This window comes from Desulfovibrio faecalis (genome assembly GCF_053570625.1).
In genome coordinates this window covers 1,541,866-1,565,257 of sequence record NZ_JBRBQR010000001.1, presented here as the reverse complement: position 1 = coordinate 1,565,257, position 23,392 = coordinate 1,541,866, and the positions used below count along the sequence as shown (strand labels likewise).

At 56.4% G+C, this 23,392-nt stretch carries 21 protein-coding genes and 1 tRNA gene; 9 read left to right on the top strand and 13 right to left on the bottom strand.

Translation table 11 applies throughout. The features are described from left to right. Positions 1–20: 20 nt before the first annotated feature. The 4 genes from thiD (at position 21) to truA (ending at position 3,425) form a co-directional block, all read left to right on the top strand. Entirely contained in the window at positions 21–824 is an 804-nt protein-coding gene (thiD, locus tag ACUZ79_RS07085; RefSeq protein WP_449251144.1) for a bifunctional hydroxymethylpyrimidine kinase/phosphomethylpyrimidine kinase, read from the top strand. Positions 825–944: 120 nt separating this feature from the next. After that, positions 945–1,382, top strand: a complete 438-nt coding sequence (gene fliJ / locus ACUZ79_RS07080; RefSeq protein WP_240824173.1) for a flagellar export protein FliJ — start codon at positions 945–947, stop codon at positions 1,380–1,382. Beyond that, the gene (locus ACUZ79_RS07075) at positions 1,339–2,643 is read left to right on the top strand and encodes a hypothetical protein (protein ID WP_449251143.1); all 1,305 of its coding nucleotides are present in this window, start codon (positions 1,339–1,341) and stop codon (positions 2,641–2,643) included. The genes fliJ and ACUZ79_RS07075 overlap by 44 nt, the downstream gene beginning before the upstream one ends. Continuing rightward, a complete protein-coding gene (gene truA, locus ACUZ79_RS07070) occupies positions 2,643–3,425 on the top strand; it encodes a tRNA pseudouridine(38-40) synthase TruA (protein WP_449251142.1) in 783 nt (260 codons plus the stop codon). The genes ACUZ79_RS07075 and truA overlap by 1 nt, the downstream gene beginning before the upstream one ends. A gap of 101 nt (positions 3,426–3,526) precedes the next feature. On the opposite strand, the gene ACUZ79_RS07065 is transcribed toward truA, so the two are convergent. The 8 genes from ACUZ79_RS07065 to ACUZ79_RS07030 all read right to left on the bottom strand — a co-directional run bounded on the left by ACUZ79_RS07065 (position 3,527) and on the right by ACUZ79_RS07030 (position 11,379). Continuing rightward, positions 3,527–5,278, bottom strand: coding sequence for a methyl-accepting chemotaxis protein (locus ACUZ79_RS07065; protein WP_449251141.1), 1,752 nt, complete (start codon positions 5,276–5,278; stop codon positions 3,527–3,529). Positions 5,279–5,622: 344 nt separating this feature from the next. Then, the gene (locus ACUZ79_RS07060) at positions 5,623–6,042 is read right to left on the bottom strand and encodes a hypothetical protein (protein ID WP_192111290.1); all 420 of its coding nucleotides are present in this window, start codon (positions 6,040–6,042) and stop codon (positions 5,623–5,625) included. A 142-nt stretch (positions 6,043–6,184) separates the two neighbouring features. Further along, positions 6,185–7,180, bottom strand: coding sequence for a hypothetical protein (locus ACUZ79_RS07055; protein WP_449251140.1), 996 nt, complete (start codon positions 7,178–7,180; stop codon positions 6,185–6,187). Positions 7,181–7,269: 89 nt separating this feature from the next. After that, complete coding sequence (locus ACUZ79_RS07050; protein ID WP_240824168.1) at positions 7,270–7,905, bottom strand: HAD family hydrolase; 636 nt, start codon at positions 7,903–7,905, stop codon at positions 7,270–7,272. A 78-nt stretch (positions 7,906–7,983) separates the two neighbouring features. Next, the gene (locus ACUZ79_RS07045) at positions 7,984–8,724 is read right to left on the bottom strand and encodes an acyltransferase (RefSeq protein WP_449251139.1); all 741 of its coding nucleotides are present in this window, start codon (positions 8,722–8,724) and stop codon (positions 7,984–7,986) included. 72 nt (positions 8,725–8,796) lie between these two features. After that, positions 8,797–9,567 carry a 3-deoxy-manno-octulosonate cytidylyltransferase gene (locus tag ACUZ79_RS07040; RefSeq protein WP_449251138.1) on the bottom strand — a complete coding sequence of 257 codons (771 nt, stop codon included), beginning with the start codon at positions 9,565–9,567 and terminating at the stop codon, positions 8,797–8,799. 103 nt (positions 9,568–9,670) lie between these two features. Beyond that, positions 9,671–10,585, bottom strand: a complete 915-nt coding sequence (locus ACUZ79_RS07035) for an NAD-dependent epimerase/dehydratase family protein (protein ID WP_449251137.1) — start codon at positions 10,583–10,585, stop codon at positions 9,671–9,673. Positions 10,586–10,587: 2 nt separating this feature from the next. After that, positions 10,588–11,379, bottom strand: coding sequence for an HpcH/HpaI aldolase family protein (locus tag ACUZ79_RS07030; RefSeq protein WP_449251136.1), 792 nt, complete (start codon positions 11,377–11,379; stop codon positions 10,588–10,590). Here ACUZ79_RS07030 and ACUZ79_RS07025 point away from each other — a divergent pair. Further along, positions 11,368–11,691 carry a hypothetical protein gene (locus ACUZ79_RS07025; protein WP_449251135.1) on the top strand — a complete coding sequence of 108 codons (324 nt, stop codon included), beginning with the start codon at positions 11,368–11,370 and terminating at the stop codon, positions 11,689–11,691. The genes ACUZ79_RS07030 and ACUZ79_RS07025 overlap by 12 nt on opposite strands. Before the next feature lie 601 nt (positions 11,692–12,292). On the opposite strand, the gene ACUZ79_RS07020 is transcribed toward ACUZ79_RS07025, so the two are convergent. The 4 genes from ACUZ79_RS07020 to flgF all read right to left on the bottom strand — a co-directional run bounded on the left by ACUZ79_RS07020 (position 12,293) and on the right by flgF (position 16,054). After that, positions 12,293–13,012: a flagellar basal body L-ring protein FlgH gene (locus ACUZ79_RS07020; protein WP_449251134.1), complete on the bottom strand. Its 720-nt coding sequence runs from the start codon at positions 13,010–13,012 to the stop codon at positions 12,293–12,295. A gap of 27 nt (positions 13,013–13,039) precedes the next feature. Beyond that, the gene (gene flgA, locus ACUZ79_RS07015) at positions 13,040–14,269 is read right to left on the bottom strand and encodes a flagellar basal body P-ring formation chaperone FlgA (protein WP_449251133.1); all 1,230 of its coding nucleotides are present in this window, start codon (positions 14,267–14,269) and stop codon (positions 13,040–13,042) included. A 145-nt stretch (positions 14,270–14,414) separates the two neighbouring features. Then, positions 14,415–15,200 (bottom strand): flagellar basal-body rod protein FlgG, encoded by a 786-nt coding sequence (flgG, locus tag ACUZ79_RS07010; RefSeq protein WP_240824161.1) that lies wholly within the window; start codon positions 15,198–15,200, stop codon positions 14,415–14,417. A 59-nt stretch (positions 15,201–15,259) separates the two neighbouring features. Next, a complete protein-coding gene (flgF, locus tag ACUZ79_RS07005) occupies positions 15,260–16,054 on the bottom strand; it encodes a flagellar basal-body rod protein FlgF (protein ID WP_240824160.1) in 795 nt (264 codons plus the stop codon). A gap of 495 nt (positions 16,055–16,549) precedes the next feature. Between flgF and ACUZ79_RS07000 the strand changes: the two genes are divergently transcribed. Continuing rightward, positions 16,550–16,636: transfer RNA gene (locus ACUZ79_RS07000), tRNA-Leu, on the top strand. A 232-nt stretch (positions 16,637–16,868) separates the two neighbouring features. Here the strand turns inward: ACUZ79_RS07000 and ACUZ79_RS06995 are convergent. Continuing rightward, positions 16,869–18,023 (bottom strand): ISL3 family transposase, encoded by a 1,155-nt coding sequence (locus tag ACUZ79_RS06995; RefSeq protein WP_449250559.1) that lies wholly within the window; start codon positions 18,021–18,023, stop codon positions 16,869–16,871. Between the two features lie 455 nt (positions 18,024–18,478). Here ACUZ79_RS06995 and ACUZ79_RS06990 point away from each other — a divergent pair, with 455 nt between their 5' ends. The 3 genes from ACUZ79_RS06990 to ACUZ79_RS06980 all read left to right on the top strand — a co-directional run bounded on the left by ACUZ79_RS06990 (position 18,479) and on the right by ACUZ79_RS06980 (position 23,205). Further along, positions 18,479–20,080 (top strand): DNA primase family protein, encoded by a 1,602-nt coding sequence (locus ACUZ79_RS06990; RefSeq protein ID WP_449251132.1) that lies wholly within the window; start codon positions 18,479–18,481, stop codon positions 20,078–20,080. A 250-nt stretch (positions 20,081–20,330) separates the two neighbouring features. Continuing rightward, on the top strand, positions 20,331–21,872 hold the full coding sequence (locus tag ACUZ79_RS06985) for a primase-helicase zinc-binding domain-containing protein (protein WP_449251131.1): 1,542 nt from the start codon (positions 20,331–20,333) through the stop codon (positions 21,870–21,872). Next, positions 21,865–23,205 carry a DNA modification methylase gene (locus tag ACUZ79_RS06980; protein WP_449251130.1) on the top strand — a complete coding sequence of 447 codons (1,341 nt, stop codon included), beginning with the start codon at positions 21,865–21,867 and terminating at the stop codon, positions 23,203–23,205. The genes ACUZ79_RS06985 and ACUZ79_RS06980 overlap by 8 nt, the downstream gene beginning before the upstream one ends. Positions 23,206–23,392: the final 187 nt, after the last annotated feature.

Genomic DNA, 23,392 nt, shown 5'->3' with positions numbered 1-23,392 from the left:
TATTTACCGAGAGGCTTTTTATGCATACCCCAGCCAACATCCTCACCATTGCCGGTTCTGATTCCGGCGGCGGCGCGGGCATTCAGGCCGACCTGAAAACAATCATGGCGCTCGGCGGTTACGGCATGAGCGTTATCACCGCCCTGACCGCGCAGAACGGATTGGGCGTTACGGGCATTCATGCGCCGGATGCCGATTTTGTGCGTTTGCAACTGCGCACGGTGCTTGAGGGCTTTTCCGTCAAGGCCGCCAAAACGGGCATGCTCTTTTCCGCGCCTATCATCCGCGCGGTTGCGGACGAATTGCGCAACCGCGACTTTCCCCTCGTTGTTGACCCTGTTTCCGTGAGCCAGAGCGGCAGCCGCCTGTTGCAGGAAGACGCCGTGACTGCCCTTGTGGAAGAAATGCTGCCCGGCTGCGACCTGCTGACCCCCAACCGCCCCGAGGCGGAAATGCTCACTGGCATGAGCATCAGCAGCCTTGAAGACGCAGAGGCCGCAGGCCAGAAGCTGCTTGCCATGGGTGCGCGCGCCGTGCTCATCAAGGGCGGGCACATGGAAAGCTCCATAGTTGTTACAGACTGCCTGTGCGTGCATGGCGAACAGCCCAAGCACCTTCCGCAGGCCAAGGTGGAGACGGAAAACAACCATGGGACGGGCTGCACGCTTTCTGCCGCCATCGCCACAGGGCTTGGGCGCGGTTTGCCCCTGCAGGTTGCTGTAACCCGGGCGCAGGAATTTCTGAACCTCGCCCTGCGCAAAAGCTACGCCCCCGGCAAGGGCTGCGGCCCTGTAAACCACGCCGCAGATTTAAACGTCAAATAGGCATTTGCCCGCCTGCCAGCCGCACGGCCCTTTTCTGCCGCCGCATGGCAGGCGGATTGGCCCGCTGTTTGCAGTTTCCCCCTGTGGATATTCAGGGTGTCAAAATCAAGGCGGTGCGGCGTGCCTTTTCGTTTCAAATTACAGAAAATACTCGACTACCGGGAACAGCTTGAAGAAGAAGCCAAGGTTGATCTGGCCAACAAGCAAAGACTTCTGGAAGAAGCGCGCGCCCTTTTTGAACGCCTGAAGGCTGAACTGCGCCAGACCGAAGACCGCTTGTTTGAATCAGCCCTTGTGCCGCAGGCGGAACGCTGGCTGCTGGAACAGTATGTAAAAGGATTGCGCGGCGATGTTGCCAATGCGGCCTTGCAGGCCCGCATGCACGAGCAACTTGTTGACGAAGCCCGCAAACTGCTGGCCGCGCGCGCCATTGAAAGAAAACTGCTGGAAAAGCTCAAGGAGCGCCAAAACCAGCAGTATCTTCGTGAGGAACAACTGAAGGAGCAACGCGTCAATGACGAAACAGCCACACTCCGCTACAAAGCTCCGGCTCTCTAAGCTTTTCCGCTGGCTGGCGGTGCTCTGCTTTATGAAGCTTACCATCCTCGGCCTTTTGCTGCTGGATGTGCCCGTGCCCTCCTGGCTTGGCGGATCGCCCAAGGATGCCACGGTAGCCGTAAACGAGCCGCGCACTGGGCAGGAGCGGGCTGAAACCGTAGCCCCCGTTGCTGATGCGGCCCCCTCTGGGCTGGCGCAAAGCGTCAGTTCTACACTTTCGTCCATGGGTTCTGCCCTTGATTCTGTTGTAGACAACATCAAGGACAAAACCGAAAAAAGCCAGAACGACCCGCAAGGTTCTGCCGCCGCCCGCATGGCCGCAGCGGTCAAACCCCACGCAGATCAAACCACCAGCGTGACCGATGCCGCCCTGCCCGCCCCGCTTATCCGTGCAACGGCCTCAGGCGGCGCACCTGAAACTGCGGCGGCTTCAAAGGCCCCAGGCCAGACATTCTCTCCCAATTTTCCCGAACCGCAGGCCCTGCCTGCCCCACAGGCGGAACCGGGCACTTCCGCCCCCTCCGGCAGCTTGATTGTTTCTGCCAGACCCAACCGCGCCAGCGAATCCGAATGGCTGGACGCCCTGGGCCTGAGCAATCTACCCATCCCCGGCCTTGGCAGTGTGCAGGCCGCGCACGCGGCAGCGCTGGACATGCCTGTTCCCCAGACGCCCACTGGCGGGCAATCGCCCTTTGCTCCCGCAGAGCAGACGGCTCCGCTGACCATACCCGGCGCTCCGCCCATCCCGGCAAACATTCCACGCGGTCAGGGCACGGACGGCGCACCTTTGCCGCCGCGCGGCGCGGCAGGCAACAACGACGGTTTTTTGCCCCCCTTGCCGCAGGGGCAAAGCTCGGGCACGCTGCCCGTTCCCACGGTGCAGCAGCCTCAGGGCGCGTATTCCAACGACCCCAATACCAAGGCTCAGGAACTGGCGCGCCAGCAGCAGGATATTCTTGTGCTGCGCCAGCAGATGGATCAGCGCCTCAAGGACATTCAGGAAACTGAAAAGAAAATGCAGGACATGATCCGCGAGGCCAAGGGCATTGAAAACGAAAAAGTTCACCGACTGGTGCTCACCTATTCCATGATGAAACCCAAGGCTGCGGCCAAGGCTCTGGAAAGCATGGACGAACGTGTGGCCATCCGCATTCTTTCCGGCATGTCGCCCAAGCAGTCAGGCGAAATCCTCACCTACGTTTCCCCGGCCAAGACAGCCAAGCTTACGGAGCTTATCACCCGCATGAGGATACCTGATTAATGCGCCTCAAGCTTTTGATCGCCTATGTGGGCACCTGCTACAGCGGCTGGCAGATACAGGAAAAGCCGAGCCCGCCACCCACAGTTCAGGGCGAAATGGAAAAGGCCCTGCGCACCATCACAGGGCAGAACATACGCGCCCACGGCTCGGGCCGCACCGATTCCGGCGTACATGCCCACGGGCAGGTTGTGCACTGCGATGTGCCCGACGCACGCGCCAACATGGACTGGCGGCGTAGCCTCAATGCGGTATTGCCCCGCGATATTCGAGTACTGGAGGCCATGCAGGCCGCGCCGGACTTTCACGCCCGCAAGGATGCCCTGCGCAAAACCTACGCCTATCAGTTCTGGCTGGAACAGACCTTTATGCCGCCACAACTGACGCCCTTTGTGTGGAAATGCGGCCCACTGAACATGGAAGCCATGCGCGCCGCCCTGCCTCACCTGACGGGCCTGCACGACTTTGCTGCGCTGCGCAATGTGGGCACGGATGTGGAAAGCACAGAGCGCACAGTGCTGCAAGCTGAGCTGCACACCATGCCCCCCTGTGAATTCTATCCGCCGCACGCTCCCATGCTGCGTTTTATTGTGACTGCCGATGGCTTTCTCAAGCAGATGGTGCGCAATATGGCGGGGCTGCTGGCTGCCTGCGGCCAGGGCAAGGTATTGCCAAAGGATATCCCCGCCCTGCTTGCCACACGCGACCGCAGGGATGTACCCTCCGTCACCGCGCCGCCGCAAGGCCTGGCTCTGGTGAATGTGGTGTACCCTGAGGCACAATAGCCACACATCTGGCTGTGCCGCTCTGCGGCAAGTGTAAAGCCTATAATTGCAAAAGGCCGTCCATCTCTGAACGGCCTTTTCCTTTTATCAATCTGTGTTGGCTAAGACTGATTTTTCATTTTTTCTATAAGCCGCTGGAGTGACTGAGCCTGTTGCGTCAGGTCTGCAACCGCACCGGAAGCCTGCTCCATGGCTTGAGCGGTTTGCGCAGAGATGGTCGCTACCTGCTCGACAGACTGGTTGATCTCCTCGCTGGCGGCGGATTGCTGCTCGCTGGCAGTCGCAATGGACTGAACCTGATCATTGACCAGATGGACGAGCTCAAGAATTTTCTTGAGCGATTCACCGGAACGTACAGACATATTGGTTGCACCTTCAATAGTACCGGCAACCTGCTCGACATTCTGGATATTCTTGCGGGTGCCAGCCTGAATGCCCGTAATGGCCTGCCCCACTTCCTGCGTGGCTGACATGGTTTTTTCCGCCAGCTTGCGCACTTCGTCTGCAACTACGGCAAAGCCCCTGCCCGCATCGCCCGCACGGGCGGCCTCAATGGCGGCGTTCAGCGCCAACAGGTTGGTCTGGTCTGCTATGTCGGCAATGACCCCCATAATCTGGCCAATGCTCTCTGCCTGCTTGCCCAGAGCATCCATATCTTCCTTGATGGCAATGGACTGCGTGTGGACGGATTCAATGCCCTTAACTGCATCATCGAGTATCTGCGAGCCTTCCACTGCCTGTTCCCTGGTCTGATGCGAAACATCCGCAGCCTGCTGGGCATTTTTGGCCACTTCCAGCACTGTAGCGTTCATTTCTTCCATGGCTGTGGCGGTTTCACGCACACGGCCCGACTGCTCGTCAGCCCCACGGCTGGACTGCGCAATCTGCTCAGAAAGCGCTTCTGACGCGGACGACACGATCTGCACAATCCCTTCAAGCTGCTGCGCGGCCTGGAGCATGCCTTCCGCCTTGGCCCGTTCTGCCCGGCGGGTTGCCTCTTCGGCAAGAGCGGTTGCTTCCTGCGCTGCTTTTGCCTGCTGCTCGGCCTGCTGCGATTTGCTGTCCGCCTCGGCAATCTTGGCTTTGAGATTGCTCACCATTTTTATGAGCACACCGTAAACACCGCCATCGCCGGAATACGGCTTGAATGCGAGATCAAGCTGCCCGGCGGCTATTTCCGATGCCACATGATGCAAATAACCGGGATCCTCGCCGAGCTGCTTCATAACCCCCCGGATAATCAAAATGGAAATGGCTGTGGCAGCAAGCATGACCGCAATTATCAACGAGATCGTAAGCAACTTCCCTTGTTCATAGGAAGCTTCCGCGTCCACAGCTGAAGCCTTGCTCCCCTTGTTATTGACATCAATAATAACCTTTAGTTGATCAAGGGCTTCAACATACTGCGCTCTGGCCGGACCAAGCACCAGCTTGACAGCTTCTTCGGTTTTATTGCTTTTGGACAGAACCTCAACATTCACGTGATTTTCCGTATAGGCCTTCCATGCCGCAAGGAACTTGGGGAATGCGACTTTTTCCTCAGGTTCAGAGATTAATTTTTCATATTCTTTAACTTTTTCATTAATACTGCCGGTCAAATTCTGTATCTTGTTTTCATACTGACGCATCAATGATTCATCTGTTGTGAGAATGTGAACCAGCTCATTGCGCCTGTACTCATTAACCATGCTATTGAGTTCACCAACAACCTTTATTGTTGGAAGCCAATTTTCTGAAATATCCTTGACATCTTTATTTATTGAAGACATTCCAATAACAGAAATAAATCCAATAATTATTGAAAATGCCGTTAACAATGCTGTAAGAAACACAAGTTTTATCGAAAGCTTCATAATAACCCCCTAAAAACTGTTTCAAATTTCCGGTGTTTATCCATTCAAAGTATACGGATATACTCTTTATAGACGGCTCCAACCTTCAAAGTAATTATCGTCTATCATTAACAATACTTTATACAATTTCAAACTAAAATTTTTACCTAGTCTCAAAAGTACGATACAAACCATACTATTATGATATGGCTAAAAAAATCTCAAATTTTGCAGTGCAAGACTCTCGTCTGCTATAAAAAAATTGAATGGACACTCATAACTAGCATTCAACGTAGCATCTGTTACAAATGCAAAGCCCCCGCTCATAATGAACGGGGGCTTTGGCATATATAAAGCCAGCCTGATCAGATGATTTCGCTGAGGCCGGATTGTTCCTGCGCCTTGAATTTCTGTTGCAGCATGAGCGGCAATGATTCCGGGTCGGCAGGGTCATACTCAAACATCACGGCAGTTCCGAAGCAGGAAAAATACTTGCTGCCATCGGGATGAAAGGCCACGTTTTCATTATAGCCCACAATAGCCTGTGCGCCCTTGTTCATGGCCCTTGCCGCCATGCCAAAAAAGGCTTCTTCCGAGTCAAAACCCCGGCAGCACACAAGGCCAAGCACCTTGGCAATACGCCTCCCCTCCACCTGATGTGTTGTCACCACAGGAAAGCGCCCGGCCAGAAAAACCTCACGCACTCTGGCGCTTGCGTCAGAAATGCCCACAGTTCTCTCGGCCTTGCGGCTTTTTTTATCGTGGCCTCCCAGCAAAAAAAACATGCTGAACCTCCAGATCAGATGGATGTTCGGGTAATTGACACCCGTTTGCATTCAATCTGCAAAGGCCTTGCCAAACAAACTTAATCATTAAACTACAGCATGTTACAAAACACTCAACGTAGACAGTCAGAACATTGACTCGTCAGCGCATCTGGTTGGCAACCTTGACAAAATCATTGTAGGCAGCCCGGGTTGCCAGAGCGGCCTTGTTCATTTCAAACCGCACAGGAACGTAAAACTCTTCTTCAAGACCCTGGTCAAAAAGCTGCGCATAGCTGCCCGCCTGCTTGAGAAAAGCACGGTACTGACGCTCCAGTTCCGGTGCTGCCATAAAGGGAGGCCGTCCGCCGTCCGCAATGGCTGCTGCAAGCTCGTCACGCTGGGCCTTCAGCGCATCCCTGTCGGGCTTGCTGGGAGTAAGCAGTGTTGCTGTTTTGCCAAACACGGCGAAAATGCGTTCCGCAGCCTGAATTTGCCGTTTGAGCGGATGGTTGCGCAGCAAGATATCTTCTGCAGGGGCGGCTTCGCCCTCCACAATCGCCATATAGGCATCGCGCGCAACGATAAAGGCGGCGTGTTCCTTGAGTATTTCCGCAGCAAGGGCTTTGCCTTTGACGCCGTTATCCTGAATGCTCTCGTCGGCCACGTACTTTTCGAGCAGGCGATAATCAGCCCGCATGTCTACGATGGATTTATTCATGTCCTGCACGCAGGCGGCCATTTTTTTGGTCTGCTCAGGGGTAAAAAGGCTGACCGGGGGAGTCAGGCGGCGGGCAAGGGCGGCATCCTGATCCGCATTCAGTTCCGGTCGTTTGGCCAGTTGCCACTCTGCCAGATAATACTTGGTGTAGGCCGCCAGCACGTCGGCCTGGGCATAGCGTCCTGTTGCCAGCGCCATGGAGGCTGTGTTGGAAAAAGCCACCAGCCGGTCTGCCCTGTCCAGTTCTTCCGGGCTGGGAGGCGGGGTTGCTTCTTCCACGGATTGTACCTGAACCGCAGCTTCCGCCTTGGGCGCGCTGGAGGAAGATTCGGCAACGGGCTTGCCGTTTGCACCTTCTTCCTTTTTGCCTGAATCGCAGGCGGTCACAAGCAGGGCCACACTCAGGGTCAGCAGCAGAGCAAGAACGAATTTTTTCATTGGCGTATATGAGCGAACGTCCCGCGTTGCAAGGCAGGACGTTCAGTAGTGGTTACAAGTAGTTGCAAATTTGCCCGCAGGCTGGATACCTAGGCGCGGGCAGCTATCCAGGCGTTCAGGCCCGTGAGGTCTTCGCCCCAGGGGAACGAGCCGCCCTTGAGCTCCGGCCCCACGCCGTAAAATAGCGTACCCACGGTTTCGGCTGCGTCCCTGTCTGTGGGGGCGTCACCCACCATGAGCACATCGGCGGGGTCAAGCTTCTGCCTGTTCACAATTTGCGCCAGCAGCACGGCCTTGGCTGGCGGGGAGCCATGGATGGCGTCAAAATAGCCATCCAGTTTACGCTCGTGCAGCACGGCCAGCACTTCTTCGTGCGGCGCGCCGGAGCAGACAAACATGGGCAGCTTGCCGCGCCAGGAATCAAGTGTTTCCTGAATGCCGGGTATCAGCTCGCAGCGGCGCAACTCATCCAGCACATATTCGGCAAAGCGGTTGCCAAGCGCCTCTGATTCCTCAGTGGTGATGGCCTTGCCCAGCACATCTGCATAAAACCACTCAAACTTTTTGTAACGGCTCACGCCGCCGTGCACCTTGTGGTACATCAAAAAGCGGTCGCGCGCCTCGGGGCCAAACGGCTCCATAAGGCGGCCAAAGGCCCGTGTCTTCACGGGTACGCTGTCAAGAATGACGCCATCGCAGTCAAAAACAAGGCATTGCAGTGACATAATATTCCTTGAAAAGCTGTTCGAGTCCGGGGCCGCATGGCCCGTCTTGCCAGAGTATTCCAGCATGAAAGGCTCGCATTAATCCCAGTGCTTCTGACCGCCCTGTCCGCGCATGCCGATAAGTTTGGCCGGAACGCCACCCACAATGCTGAAGGGGGCCACATTGCGCGTAACCACGGCGCCAGCGCCCACCACGGCCCCACGACCAATGCGCACATCTGGCGTAATGACGCAGTTGGCGCCAATCCACACATCTTCTTCAATAATAATCTGACCGGGAACATGCCCCTGGTGCATGATCGGCACATCCTGCCGCGCAATGCAGTGGTTGGCCGCGCGGATAACCGTGCCTGGCCCCACGGCGGTATGCGCGCCGATTTCTATACGGCCCGCATCTGCCCCCACATGCACATTGGGCGAGAGGGCCACGCAGTCATGCAGCACCAGTTCGCCGTCAGAGGCGGTAACAAAGCAGCCGCGTCCCATGCGTACGCCGTTGCCAATGCGCATGTTGCGGCAGCCCGCCAGGCTCAGGCCCGTGCCAAAACGAGCCGAGCCGCAGCCTTTGAAAAGCCAGCGCCAGGCAAACAGACGCAATGCAAGGCCCACCGGCGTGGGGATCCAGGCAAAGGCGGCCAGCCACAATTCTTCAAGCGCCGCCGACACCCTGCTGAACAGCCCGGGCCCTGCATGCGGCTTTGGCTGTACGGTCTTATGTTCGGCCTTGGCTCCTGACTGCGCTTCGGGCTGAGCTTCGGACTGGTCCACCTCTGACGATCCCGTGGTTTCGGCGGCAGCGCCGTGGGCTTGTGCTCCCACGACGCATGCGCTTTTTGAACCGTCAGCGGCCTTGTCCCCTTGCGCAGAGGCGGAATTAAGCTCGCCCGCCATTTACTTGCGGTATTCCTTCATAAGATCATCGCCTTCCATAAGGCGGGCCACGCGGGCCAGATCTTCAGGTGTGTCCACACTCCACGAACGGCAGTCGGTGGGCACCATGTGCACCTTTTCGCCGTGTTCGAGAATGCGCATCATGTCCACGGATTCGTAAATTTCCAGCGGGCTTTCAGGCATTTCGTTGAAGTGCAGCAGATAGTCGCGGCGGAAGGGAATGATGCAGACCTGCTTGCGCATGGGCACCTTGTCCGACCCCTTTTTGCGCGAAGGAATGGGCTCGCGCGAAAAATAGAGCGCATTGTTGCAATGATCCACAACGACCTTGACTTCGTTGGGGTCTTCAAATTCCTCAAGGGTATCCATATCGGCCATGAGGTTGACCACGTTGATGGAAGGATCTGCCAGCATGGGGGCCACGGCGGCATCGATCATTTCGGGGCGCACCATGGGTTCATCGCCCTGCACCATGACCACGATATCGGCCTTCTGACCAGTGGCGGCTTCGATCTTCAGCAGGGCTTCAGCGGTACGCGTGGAGCAGCGCACGTGATGGTCGCCCGTCATGACGCACTTGAGCCCGGCGTCCTTGCAGTAATTTTCAATGATCTCGTCGCAGGTGGCCACATAGGTGGCGGAAAGGCACTTGCTCATGGCTGTACGAAAGGCCACATGCCCCACCATGGGAACGTTGTGGATAAGGGCAAGCGGTTTGCCGGGGTAACGGCTGGAACCCATACGCGCGGGAATGATGGCAATGATGTTCATCTGACGGCTCCTTGTGGCCTCAATAATTTGTGTGCGTAAAAAAACTGCATCCAATCATGCCGCAAACGGGCGTATGCCCTTGCAGCAACTGCCGTTCCCATGTCTAGTCGTCAGTGGATACGAGGTACCCGCCCTCAGACGCCAGCTCGGGGTGCAGCTCTTTGTGTTCCTCTTCCATCACGCGCAGGATGCCCTGCCCCAGATCAACAGTCAGCGGCGGCACCAGCTTACGGCCCACCTTGGGCATAAAGGCATAGGGTGTGACCTGATAGTGCCCGCTGTTGGGATCATTCTGATAATTGATGGTCAGGTCCTTGCCGAGCATTTCACCGATCATCTTGAACAGATCGCCCACGCGCATGGGCTGATTGCCAGAGATGATGATGTTCTGGTTTTCAAACTCGGGATCAAGCACGGCCAGGGTGGCTGCCGATGCATCGTCCACATGCACGTATTCGCGCAGGGCCGTAGGCGCGCCGTAGTAGGTGATGGCGCCGTTGGCCAAAGCCTCGTAAACAAACCTGTTGATGGCGTTGCGGCGGTCGGAACGCGGGCCGTACAGCGAGCCGTAGCGCAGGATGGTGTACGGCAGGTTGTGCATGGCCTGATAGTTTTCGATATACAGTTCGCAGGCCTGCTTGCTGCAACGGTAAAAGCCGCCGGACTTGCCGTACACGTACAGGGAACTGGCAAATACATAGCGCTTTACGCCAGCCTTGCGGCAGGCCTCAAGCACCATGACATTGCCCAGAACGTTGATGCGCGCCGTGTCCACCGGGCGGTTGTTGGCCTCGCCGATGTCGGCAATGCCAGCGTAGTTGAAGACCATATCCGCACCGGCTACGGCGCGGTTGACGGTTTCTTCATCCAGAATATTGCCTGCAAGCATGGTCTGATCGGGCCGCAAAAAAGGCGAGGGATGCAGATCAACAATGGTGACCGCATGCCCGGCTTCAGAAAGCTTGTCGCAGATATGCGAGCCCAGAAAGCCGGACCCGCCAAAGACGGTAATATTCACAGTTATTCTCCCGAATTGGGGCGTTCAGCCGCCCGCCACAAAAAAACCGAATCAATGCCATAAGCGATAAAACGGCTGCCTGCGGCAATCTGCCGCGCAAGCTCCGCAGGGTCAGGCTGCACAATGTGCAGGCCCATGCGGGCGCCCGCCTTGGCGCAACCTTGGGCAATCCGCGCCATGGCAGCTTTGAAGTCAGGGTGGTCAAACTGGCCAGTAAGCCCCATGGAACCCGAAAGGTCGTAAGGGCCGACCATAATGGCGTCCAGACGGGGATGCGCCAGAATGGCCTCCAGATTTTCCACCGCACGGATGTGCTCGATCTGAGCCACCAAAAATATCTCGGGCGCACGATTTGCGCGATAGTCGTCAAACGTTTTGCCAAACACATTGGCGCGGCAATAGCCAACGCCACGGTATTCGGGCGCGGTTTCACCCGTAGCGCGCCAAGTGTCCTGCCCCGGGTACACAGAAAGATCAATGGCCCGGTCAAGCTGTGCGCGGCTTTCAATCATGGGGAAGATAAGCCCCTGAGCACCGGCTTCCAGCGCGGCCTTGATCTGGGTTTTGCTGGCTTCACCAAGACGCGCAAAAGGAGCCGCACCGCCGCATTCAATGGCGCGGAAAACATCCGGAAGCCCGGTGCGGCCAAAAGAGCCGTGTTCCATATCAACAGCAACCCAGTCATAACCGGCGCGGGCCATAAGCTCGGCCACGTCAGGCGAGGGCAATTGCAGCCATGTGCCAACTGTGGCCTTGTCTGCCGCCAGCCGAGCGCGAATTTCATGTACAGTCATATCAAGCGGCATGCCGCCGCAGGGTTGAAGGTTACGACAAACGTTCGCTACTATACGCCCAGCGTCCACCGTGCGCAATACGGCCAGAGGGCCTGCCGCCTGTGGAAATACAAACCCGGCATGCGCAAACTCAATGTACGGCAAATCCAATGCAACAGTATCTGTCGCTTGCTGCCCGGCCAAAGCCCGTTTGCGCCAAGCAAACGACAGCAATGCGGCGCTTTTGGTGATCTGGCAGTTATGAGAATGAAATTGTTACTTTTTTATCAAAGAAGAAATAGAGAAAAGACAGGGCTTGGCGTTTTACCGTGAGCATGCTAATAAAAAAGCCCCCCGTGGGTAACGGAGGGGCTTGGATAGGAACCAGACTGCGGCAGAACAGTCTGGTTCGCAGGAGGAGGCTGGAAAAACCAACAAGAACGTCAACGCCTTATGACGCTGGCACTTGTATATGGACACTCCGAAACTGGCATTGCCAGACGGGTGTTTGAATCCACTCTCCGCCGGGGCTCCTGGATCGCAAGATTCAGGAGCTTTTTTATTTTGTCCACAAATCCCTCGCGGGGCACAGAAAATCCCTCGCGGGGCACAGACAAAACAAACAAAGGGTTTCGGCGCAGAGCCCCTGCTCTTCAGCCTACGGGCTCAATGAACTGCGATCAACATAGAATGGAAGAATCCTTAGGTCAAGGAGCTGCGCAATTTTTCACATATTTTTTGCGCATTTCTTTTTAGCCGCTCAGATAACTATCTAAATATAATAGTAAAAAATAACGACTATTTTTCTATAATTTTTCAGCCCCTTGGAAGACATCCGGCTGATTTGCCGTTTTTCTGGCGAATTTACGCAAACACCCCGCCAACGCATGCAGCGCTGACGGGGTGTGCAGATACTATATTGTGGGCAAAGCGCCTAGAAGGGCCAGACGTTATCCATAAGCCGTGAGAACCAACCGGGCTTCTGCTTGTCGGCCAGAACGCCCTTGCCGTAATATTCAATGCTTGCGTCCGCTATCTGTGTTGAAAGAACGCTGTTGTCTGCGCTGACGTCCTTGGAGCGGATCATGCCGCGCACAACCATATACTCTGTTTCTTCGTTAACGCGGATTTCGCGAGCGCCCTCAATTTCCATCAGGCCGCCCGGCAACACCCGGAGTACGCGCGTGGCCAGCGAGGTGGTCACATAGTTCTCACGCTTGGTCTTGCCAGTGGAATTAATCCCACTGGCAGAGTCTGTATCAAGTATTGGCAGACCTACAGACGGCTGCGGCCCGATGGGCATAAAGGGAATAAAGCCCGCGTGCCCCCTGTTGAACATGTCTGCGACCTGATAATTGTTGGAACTTTTTTTATTGGATGAGGTTTCAGCCTTGTTCTGGGCCTTGGTGTTTTCTACCAGTTTGACCACAACAATATCGCCTACGCGGCGGGCGCGGCTGTCTTCAAAGAGGGTATCTGTTTCACTGGCGGCAAAAAGCGACCCCTGATTGTTGGCCGAATTGGCCTCCTGCCGATATTCCTGTGGCGGTGTTACCGGCGGATGCAGTGCAGGTCGCCGGGTTGGGCTGCCACCGCAGGCGACGCAGAACAGATAGCTCAGCGCCAGAACGGGTATTATGTATCGTGCCTGCATATGCTCCTCTCCTTCCACCTTTAAATGCTAGTGGATTTCCACGGTGCTGCCATCTTTGACAATGGCGTATACCTGTTTCTTGGTTTGCAGATTCCGTACCGCAATGGTGGCCCCCGGCTCGCCGTCGGCCAGGGCCTGGGCCTGCGTGGCTATGCGCAGGTTGCCTTTTATATAGATGAGGTTGACCACATCGCCACGCCTTACCATCAACTGGCTCACAAGGTCGCTTTGCAAAATTGGCTCGCCGGTGTTCAGCGCGCGGTTCACCTGCCAGGGACCGCCGCGCCCATCCCACGGCAGATCACGCAACTGGCTGGCGTTGACCTTCATAAAGGTGACTGACTCTGCCGCCAGGGCTTCCCCTTTGTTCATGGGGCGCGATGCCGCAGGAGCCGTTATCCAGAGCGTGAGGTTGACCGTGCCGGAAATGCGCCGAAGCACGTTGCCGTCCACTTCCTGCACAGCAAAGCGCAAGGGCACGCGGCCGGGCGAAAGTTTGCCCGGTTCAAGCTGCACCCGCTGCTGCGCATGGGCCAAAAAAATGTAATCCGGCAGCCGAAAATCGCTCAGCTCCACCTGCCCCGGCATGGCGGACAATTGTGGCGTCAGACTTTTGACCACATAGGAACGCAGGTCTTCCTCATGAAACACCAGCCCCCCGCGCTGAATCACCAGCGAAGACGGCAAAATGCAACGCCCGGCAACATCCTTGCCCAAGGCCTGCCGTAAAGCCTGAGAAAGGCGAGAATGACTGATCTGCAAGGGTTTGCCTTCTTCCGGGGGTGCAGGCCAAAGTTGCTGCACGCGCAGTTGCGCCCAGGTATCCTGCCCCATCTGCCCCAGCGGGACAGCAATATCACCCAGCAAAACCATATCTGAATTGGTGACCGCCGCTGAAAGGATTTTGAGCCGCCAATCGTCGGGTCCGAGCATGTTCAGCTGTCCATCCTGCGCCACGGGGGCTTCGCCTGCGGCAAGCTGGTTGCGCGCCTTGGCGGCCCGCTGATCCTGCGCATCATCCGCAAGGGGCATTTGCCCTGCCTGAGCCTGGGGAGTGCGCAATTGCGTGACTATCTGATTGGGTGAGCGGCGATGGTTGCGGTCATTATCCTGCCATGTGGCGCTGGGAACGCCGCCCTGCGGAGCCGCCACGGAGGCCGTGGCCCACAGGCAGCACACCAGAGCCGCAGCCAGAAGCGCGCGCAAAGGCAGCACCTGACCATTACGCATTGCCCATATGACCTGCAAAAACCGCATGACGCATACCCCTAATGTCTTTTCACGCTCAGATACCTGCATGACGGCGACGCATCATTGCTGCCAGCCACCAGCAAGTCTTTCGTGGCGCGGATTTTTTCAAAATCAGCGCAAAACAGACAAACAATTTCAACAATAATCAGCCCTAGCTGCGCTTGAGCTGTACAGCGATGCCCAGCATGGAGTCTGATGTCTGGATGGACTTTGAGTTCACTTCATAAGCGCGCTGGCCCACAATCATATTCACCATTTCGTCCACAACTTCCACGTTGGACATTTCCAGGAACCCCTGAGCCAAGGTACCCACATTGTCTGTGCCGGGCACGCCTTCTGTGGCATCACCCGAAGCCTGGGTGGGCGTGTAGAGGTTGCGCCCACGGGCATCAAGGCCCGCAGGATTGATAAAGGTGTAGAGCGGCAATTCGGCTCCAGCCAGTTCCTGCCCCTGTGCATCCAGAGCCGCCATGTGGCCGGAGGATGAAATGGAAATGGTCTTGGTTTGCGCGGGCACGGCAAACTGCGGTTGCAGAATATAGCCGTTGGCGGTGACCACCGTGCCGTCCTGATTGAGCTTGAAGGAACCAGCGCGCGTGTACATGAGTTCGCCGTTCACATCCACCTGGAAAAAGCCGTCGCCTTCAATGGCTACGTCCAGGGTGTTGCCGGTATTCTGAAAATCGCCCTGCGTAAAAAACTTGTGCACAGCCGTGGGACGAGCGCCCATACCGACCTGAATACCCACTGGCAGGCGGTTGTCACCCTCGGTGGTGGCGCCGGCCATGCGCATGGTCTGGTACATGAGATCTTCAAACTCGGCCCTGCTCTTTTTAAAGCCCGTGGTGTTGACGTTGGCCAGGTTGTTGGAAATCACGTCGATATTGAGCTGTTGAGCCACCATGCCGGTGGCGCCTGTCCAAAGCGATCGCATCATGGGAATTTCTCCTTATACATAACCAGCGAGGCCGCCGGTTGCTGCTAAACCATCACCGGTTAACCCTGGCGGCGGCCCACTTTTTCGTTGGCAGCGCGATCCAGCGTGTCTGAGGTCTGCATGACCTTTTGATACGCTTCAAACTGGCGCTGCACTTCGATCATGTTGACCATTTCGGACACGACTTCCACATTGGCGGCTTCCGTAAAGCCCTGCTCGACCCGCGCGCCATTGTCGTAGGCATTGCCTTCAACAATCTGAACACCATCACGCGGGCGAAAGAGGTTGCCGCCCATTTTTTCAAGATTCTGCGGGTTATTCACGCTGACCAGAGCTAACTGATCAATAACGTTGCCATCGGCAAGTACCTGACCATCGCCGCTGATCTGCAAATGGCGCGTACCTGCGGGAACGTTGATAACGCCGCCCGCGCCTTGCACGGTGTACCCCTGAGGCGTCATGAGGATGCCATCGCCGTTGAGCACAAAGGCCCCATTGCGCGTGAGGTACTGACCCGTAGGCGTATTGACCCGGAAAAAGGCGTTGTCGCCGTTAATGGCAACATCAAGATCATTGCCGGTATATTGCATGGATCCTTGTGAAAAATCTGTATGCGAAACGGCCACGCGAACCCTTGCGGCATTCATCGGTTCGGGAAACAGGGGCGTAGACTTGAGGTTCAAAATCGGCTCCCGGATCTCGTCAAAGGCAAAGGTGGGCATGGTGTCCTTGAACGCCAGCGTTTCCCGCTTGTAGCCGCGCGTGTTCACGTTCGCCAAATTATTGGCGATGAAATTCATGCGGTGTTCTGTGGTCAGCGCGGCAAAAAGTCCGCTAAACATGCCTGCTTGCATAAGCAGCTCCTTGTGTTGGCAGCAGCGCTAAAGGTGAAGCGCCGCCGTCTACCTCGGGCCTGATGGCCCTTGCCAGAGCTTTTGCAATATGCGGGCCAATTTCCGTACAGTTGAAAATATCCCCTGCGTGCTCGCGCAGCCCCGAAAAGGCGCAGAAGGCACAGGCTGCTGCAAGCACAGCTCACAGCCCGTGGATGCAAGCATGGTGCCCAAGCGCTAACCAGACGATTCTGAGGTCGCCCCACATATTATTGATAAAAGAGTCTACCCGAAACGCCCCCGCCACGGCGGCTGAATTGCTGCGACCACAGGCAGCCCCTGACGGGGATAAAAACGGCATTTGCTCGCGCCATCACTGACAAACCCAAAATTCGGCCCCAGGAGCCAACTTTGGAAGAAAATTGAGTCTATCGTACTTGCCGCAATAAACTTTTTTTGCCGAAATCAAAAAAAATACTTGCCAGCCACCCCCTGTTGGCGTAAACACATCTTCGCGCCGAAGTGGTGGAATTGGTAGACACGCTAGGTTCAGGGTCTAGTTCTCGCAAGGGAGTGGGAGTTCGAGTCTCCCCTTCGGCACCATAAGAAAAACAACGGGTTAGCAAAGGTTCATTCCTTCGCTGGCCCGTTTTGTTTTTGCACTATCTCAAATTGGCCCCACCATAGCCCCACTTTTCGGGGTGCCCTCTTTGCTATTCCTTTTTGGGTTGTATCTGTATGGGCGGCCGCTATGTCGGCTCTACACCAAAGACGGGGGCAAGCCCCTTCAGCGGGCAGTTTTTCCGACAGGTTTCTGAACGATTCCCCAGCCATTTCAGCAGCACAAAACGCGCACACGCAGGCGGTAGTTTTCGAAGTTACGAAAGCCATACGCACGCCGCTGGATCAACTTCATTTTTCGGTGAAAGCCTTCTGTGATGCCGTTATTCCGGGTAAAACGGAACATTCGGGCCACTTCTTCCCGCCAATTATGCAACGTCTTGCCCAAGGTACGCAACGGCGCGAAGCTAGTTTTTCGAAGTTGCTCAATTTTATCTAATAATTCAGCCGCATACCTGCGGCACGAATCGACACTTTGCGCCCGCACACGCAATAAATCAGCTGTGTCATGCAAAAATTCGTACAGCGATTCAATGTCCGGCCTGTCAGCAAAGTATGTTCGTAATCGCTCTTTCTGTGAGTCTGTTAATCGATCACGGCGAGTCAGCAAGAGACGCATCATACCGCCTCGCCCATAAGCAAGTTGTTTTTCATCAATTGCCTTGCACAGCTCTGAAAAGTGTTGATTCACCAGCCTGATAACATGAAATCTGTCCGCAACAATGCGCGCATTGGGAAACCATTCCCGCACAAGTCGCCGATACGCAGAATTCATATCAATACAGACCATTTTAACTTTATGGCGGCCTTGCAGCGATTGCAAAAAGTCGCGCATATCAGCGGCGCTACGACCTTTAACCACATCAAAGACCCTGCGGCGGGCCAAGTCGCAAAACGTTGTTGCAAAGCCCTGTCTGCGCGTAAATCTATGCTCATCAATGCCCAGAATGCGCGGGCATGTGCGGTTTGCCCAGTGGCTGCTCTTGTGCTGCATCATCTGGTGGTAGTAGCGCTCCACGCTGGCCACGCCGATGCGGTGCTCATTGGCGATGTCTTTACAGGAAACACCTTTGTTGTAGGCCTGAAAAATGTTGCGCTTAAGCAGCTCTGTTGTTCTGCTCCACACTTTTATGCCTGCAAGTCTGGTATTAAAATATCTGCCGCAGCTTTCGCATCGGTATTTATGGCAGCGAATTAACAGGCGTGACGCCCTTCCATGAATGGAAATATTACGGATCGTCCGCCAGAATGAGTCCTTGATACGCAGCTTTTCACATCCGCAGTGCGGGCACGTATTCTTGCCCGTCCATCTGGCCTCAAACACCGGGGGAACGTGGCTGACCACTTTTTCGATTGCAAAATCCCGCAAGCCAATTAACAATCCTTCCACAGGGCCTTCTCTTCTTTTCTTTGGTCGGAAAATAAAAGCTGCCCTGATGGGCATACCAACTTTAATTGGTATGCCCATTTTTTCTTGGAGACGCCATGCCCCCGTCTTTGAGGTAGAGCCGCTATGTCCCATGTCCAACGGTTACGCGTAGGCGTTGCCGGTGGCCTTCGTCATGGGAACATTGCGGCCGCTTCCTTTTGTGGGCGTAGCCCGCTCCAGGAGACGCGCTTCCCCGCTCCCCCTTTCCCCCTCCTCTCGAGAGACACGCCAAAAGCTCCCATGCTCGCCCCCACCCCTGCGGGTCCTTCCGGCCCGATTTGCGGCGTGAGGGTGCGTGCATCTCGGCGTTCGTGCGTACTGTCTGGAATTTCCCCGCGGAAAAATGGAAGCCTGTGGCTCCGCTACAGGCAAACAAATAGCAAGGCGGTGTCCCAATGAGTGACGCAAAACAAGACATCAAGGCCAAAGTGGCCGCCCGTGTTCAGGAGGAATTGGCCAGTGCGCCGCCTGTTGAGAAAAAAGAGCAGAAGCTGCCGCTCGATTTCCTCATGCAGTGCCTGCGCCATAACCGCATCGGTGATGCCACCCTTTACGCGGCGCTGCACCGGGGGAAGTACGTGTACGTCAAGCTCTGGGGGCGGTGGCTCTACTGGAGTGGCCACCATTGGATGGAGGACATTGACAACCTGAAGGCATTGGCCGCGGTGGACTACGTCTGCGACGAGTACCAGCGCATCCTTGTCGAAAGTTCGGAGGCCGAAGAAGGGTCCGACCTGGTGAAGGCCATCAACAAACGGCTCAATCTGCTGCGGGATATGCCGGCGCGCGAGAAGCTGCTCGAGTGCACGCTCATCTTGCGTGAGGATCCGATGTACATCGAGGGGGACGAGCTGGATAAACAAGAGTTCCTCATGGCCTGCCCCAATGGCGTTGTGGACCTGCGCACCGGCGAGCTGTCGCCTGGCAATCCCGAGCAGTACATCCTGAACGTCTGTCCAACGGACTGGAAGGGGTTGGATGAACCAAGCCCAACGTTTATCGAATTCCTCAGCTCGAGCTTTGATGGCGACGAGACCATGATCAAGTATATGCTGCGACTGCTCGGTTATGGCTTGCTCGGCTCCCGCGACGAACACATCTGGGCAATCTTCCACGGCCCGCGTGGCCGCAATGGCAAAGATACTCTGATGAAGGTTACCCGGCATGTGATGGGCAGCAGGCTGGCAATCAAAATTCCAACGGCCATGCTGATGCAGCAGACGTTCCAGCGCTCTGGCTCGCAACCTGAACCAGACATTATGGCGCTCCGCGGGGCGAAATTTGCCTTCGCATCTGAGGGGGAGGCGTCTCAGCGCATCGCCATGAGCAAGCTCAAGGACCTGACTGGTGGGTCCATCATCACAGCGCGCGGCATTCAGGACAAGCTCATGACTTCCTGGGAGCAGACCCATCTCCTGTTTTTCCTGACCAACGAACTCCCCAGGATGAAGTCCGACGATGATGCATTCTGGACCCGGCTGCACGCAGTGCACTGGCCGATACGCTTCGTGGATAAACCCTCGGCACAGGACGAACGGCCTCGGGATCCAAAGATGTACGCCAAACTGGCCAAAGAAAGCTCCGGCATTCTGGCCCGCCTGGTGGAAGGCTGCATGGACTTCCTGCAGAACGGCCTCTGCCCACCGGAAAAAGTCGTGGCCTACACGGCGGAGCAACGAGAGCAATTCGACGATATTGGCGCCTTCCTGCAGGACTGCTGCAACAAGGAAGAAGCGCCGGCCGATGGCGACGACTGGGGCAGCAAGACCGCCGTGTCCGATTTTGTGGCTACGCTCAACTGGTGGTGCAAGAAAACCCTTGGAAATACCTACGCTTTTTCGGCGAAAAAGGTCACACAGACGCTGGAAAAGCGGGGTATTCCTAGTAAAAAATCTAATGTTATGTATTACTTGGGCGTCACCATCAAAGACGAGGTTGCCCTTGAATACGCCCAGGCCCAGGACGAGGAGGCCAAAAAGTCTAAGGGGCGGTCATAATGCGCGCTTTTCCTCCCATCTTCCCACCCATTCCCTTTTTGGATGGCCCGGAAACCCGCGTACTTCAAGGCTTTGGGAGCTTGGGAGCTTTTCCCTTAGACCGTCCGTACGCGCAAGAGGGGGGAGACACGCGCCCACGTGTGTCTACACACATCCTCCCATCATCCCACTATATAAAAAAGTCTTTGGGAGAAGCGGAGATACGAGAGAGCCTCAGGCGAGATGAGGCGGGACGTTGGGAGGATCACCAATGAGCGATCTGATTCTCGACTTGGTTCGTAGCAGAGTGGCAGACGGAAAGCTCCGGCACATCAGTATGGCCAAGGGCGGCGAGTGGTGCTCGCCGTGCCCGGTGTGCGGAGGTGATGATCGTTTCCGGGTCTGGCCGAATCAGGACGGTGGCGAAGTTGCTATTAAGGCGGGCGTGTCAGGTACGTGGTGGTGCCGGAAGTGTGACAAAACCGGCGATGTCATCAGCCTGCTCATGTTCGCCGATGGTCTGGAGTTCAAGGCCGCCTGCCGTGAGCTGCGCATTGAACTCTCTGAATCCGGTCGGCGCATCAGGCCCTTGTGCTTGCCCAAGCAAAAGCAAGTATGGACCCCTACAGAGTGGACAGTGCCTGCGGAAAAATGGCGGAATCAGGCCACAAAAATGGTGATGGAAGCCCACGAGCAGTTACTTGCGTACCAGCGTGGGCTGGACTATCTCGCCGGCCGCGGCTTGCCGCTGGATGCGGTCAGACAACACCGCCTCGGGTTCCTGCCTGCCGAAGACCGGAAAACAGGCACTTGCCTGTACCGCGCCCGCAGCGCATTCGGGCTGCCGGACAAAGCCAACGCCGATGGCAGCAAGACGCGCCGGGTGCTCTGGATCCCACGCGGCTTCACCATCCCACTTTGGACGCCCAGTTGGGATAAACCCGAGGAAGTGCTGCGCGTCCGTATTCGTCGTCCAAAGGGAGACCTCAAGAAGGATGATGACCCCAAGTACATGTTGCTTACCGGGTCTGGGCAGGCCCCCATGGCATTGCCGCCTGTGGGGGTTGCCCCCTCCCTGGCCGTATGGGTTGTGGTTGAGGCGGAGTTGGATGCCATCGCCGTGCACCACGCTTGCCGCGGCAAGGTCGGGGTGTTGGCCGCGCTTACCAATCGTGGAAAGCCTGATGTCCTGGCACATGCGCTGTTGAGCGAATCCCCCTTGATTCTTGTGGCTCTGGATTTTGACAAACCCGACCGCAAGGGGAACCGCCCCGGATACCAAGGGTGGCTCTGGTGGCAAGAGCATTATGGCCAGGCCCGGCGTTGGCCAGTTCCTGAAGGCAAGGATCCCGGCGATACCTACAAGGCTGGATACGATCTGGGGGACTGGATCAGCGCCGCCCTGCCCGAGTCTCTTGCCATCACCCACGCAGGGAGCTTGGGGCCTGCCGATTCTGGGCTACAGGCTGTGGGGGAAGGGGAAAAAGCCAAACCCAAAGATGTGGCTGCCAAACCCCAGACACCTAAGCAAAATTCACCGCGCAGATGGCCTCATGCCGGGGGCGATACTCCTTTGTCCGAAGCAACTCTGCCGGAAGGCTGCCCGTCAATCGGGGAGCTGCGCAGAGCGTTCGCTGGCAAAGATGTGAACGACGACATGGTCGTCACCTGTCCCAAGGTCAGTAAAAAGTGGTGGTGGACTCATTATCACTATTGCCACAAGTGCTGCGGACACCCTGAGTGCATCGTTGATTTTCAGCTCTCGCCACAAATGCGCACGCCACTAGACGATTCGGAGGAAAACAATGCCTGATCTCACTATACAGACGTGGCCAGTAGAACGCCTTGTTCCCTATGTGGACAACCCCCGCAAGAATGATCATGCCGTCGACCGTATGGTTGCTGTTATCCGCGAGTTCGGTTTTCGATTGCCGGTGCTCGCTTTGAGCACAACGGGAGAACTCGTTGACGGGCATCTGCGCCTTAAGGCCGCTTTGGCTATGGGATTGCGTGAGGTTCCGGTGATGCTGGCCGACGATATGACGCCGGAGCAGATCAGGGCTTTTCGTCTGTTGGTCAACAGGTCGGCTACATGGGCTTCCTGGGATGAGGACCTGCTGGCCGGAGAAATTACGGCTCTCATCGAGGCCGGTTTTGATGTGACGCTCACCGGGTTCGATCAATCGGAGCTCGACAAGCTGTTGCGAGAAAACGTGGCCACGGAGAAGGATCCTGATGCTCTGCCTGCCGTACCCGCGGCTCCAGTTGTACGCGAGGGGGATTTGTGGCTGCTCGGGCGCCATCGGCTTTTGTGCGGTGATGCTTGCAGCAGTTTGGCCGTGGGCCAGCTCATGGCAGGCAAGCCCGCTTCCATGGTGTTCACAGACCCGCCATACAATGTTGATTACGAGGGCCGTGCCGGAAAAATCAAGAATGACAAGATGTCAGCGGCCGATTTTGAGGCGTTTCTACTCGCGTCCATGCAGCAGATGCTGGCCGTGCTGGTACCCGGTGGCGGAGTATATGTCTGTCATTCCGAAGCCGGCGAAGGGCTGGCATTTCGGCAGATATTCAAGCGGGCCGGTTTCCGCTTTGCATCGTGCCTCATCTGGAACAAGGGGCAGGCCGTGCTAGGTCGCAGTGACTACCAGTGGCAGCATGAGCCCATCTTGTACGGATGGAAGCCTGGTGCCGCGCACAAGTGGCACGGGAACCGCAAGCAGAAGACGGTACTGGAAGCCAACCTGCCCGCAGCGGTACAGCAGGAAGATGGTTCGTGGACGCTGCTGTTGGACGGGCGGCTATACCGGTTGACCGGCGAGAACCTGAATCTTGAGGAGATGCCCGGCACAGTCATCAATGTGCCCAAGCCTCCGAAAAATGAAGACCACCCTACGCCAAAGCCTGTAGAGCTTGTTGAAACCTGCGTGTCTAATTCTTCGCGTTCCGGCGGCACTGTATATGAGCCGTTCTCCGGATCCGGCTCCACTGTTATCGCTTGTGAACGCCTGGGGCGCAGTTGCTGCGCCATGGAGCTGGATCCGCGTTATGCCCAGGTGGACATAGTGCGCTGGCAGGATTTCACCGGCAAGCAGGCTTTACGCGAATCTGACGGATTGCTCTTCGACGAGCTGGTAAGCCGGTAAAAATGGGGTGTCCATCACTAGCACTGATGGACACCCCTGGCAGAGGATCAGGGCAGACCTGAACCGCACCACACTTGAATATAACGGGAAATGACGTTTTGTGCCTTAATCAACTATGTTATCACTGTTGGTTTTGGCGCTTGTCCGGTCTGCCCTCCCATCAACATATTGCTGAGGGAGGAATTAT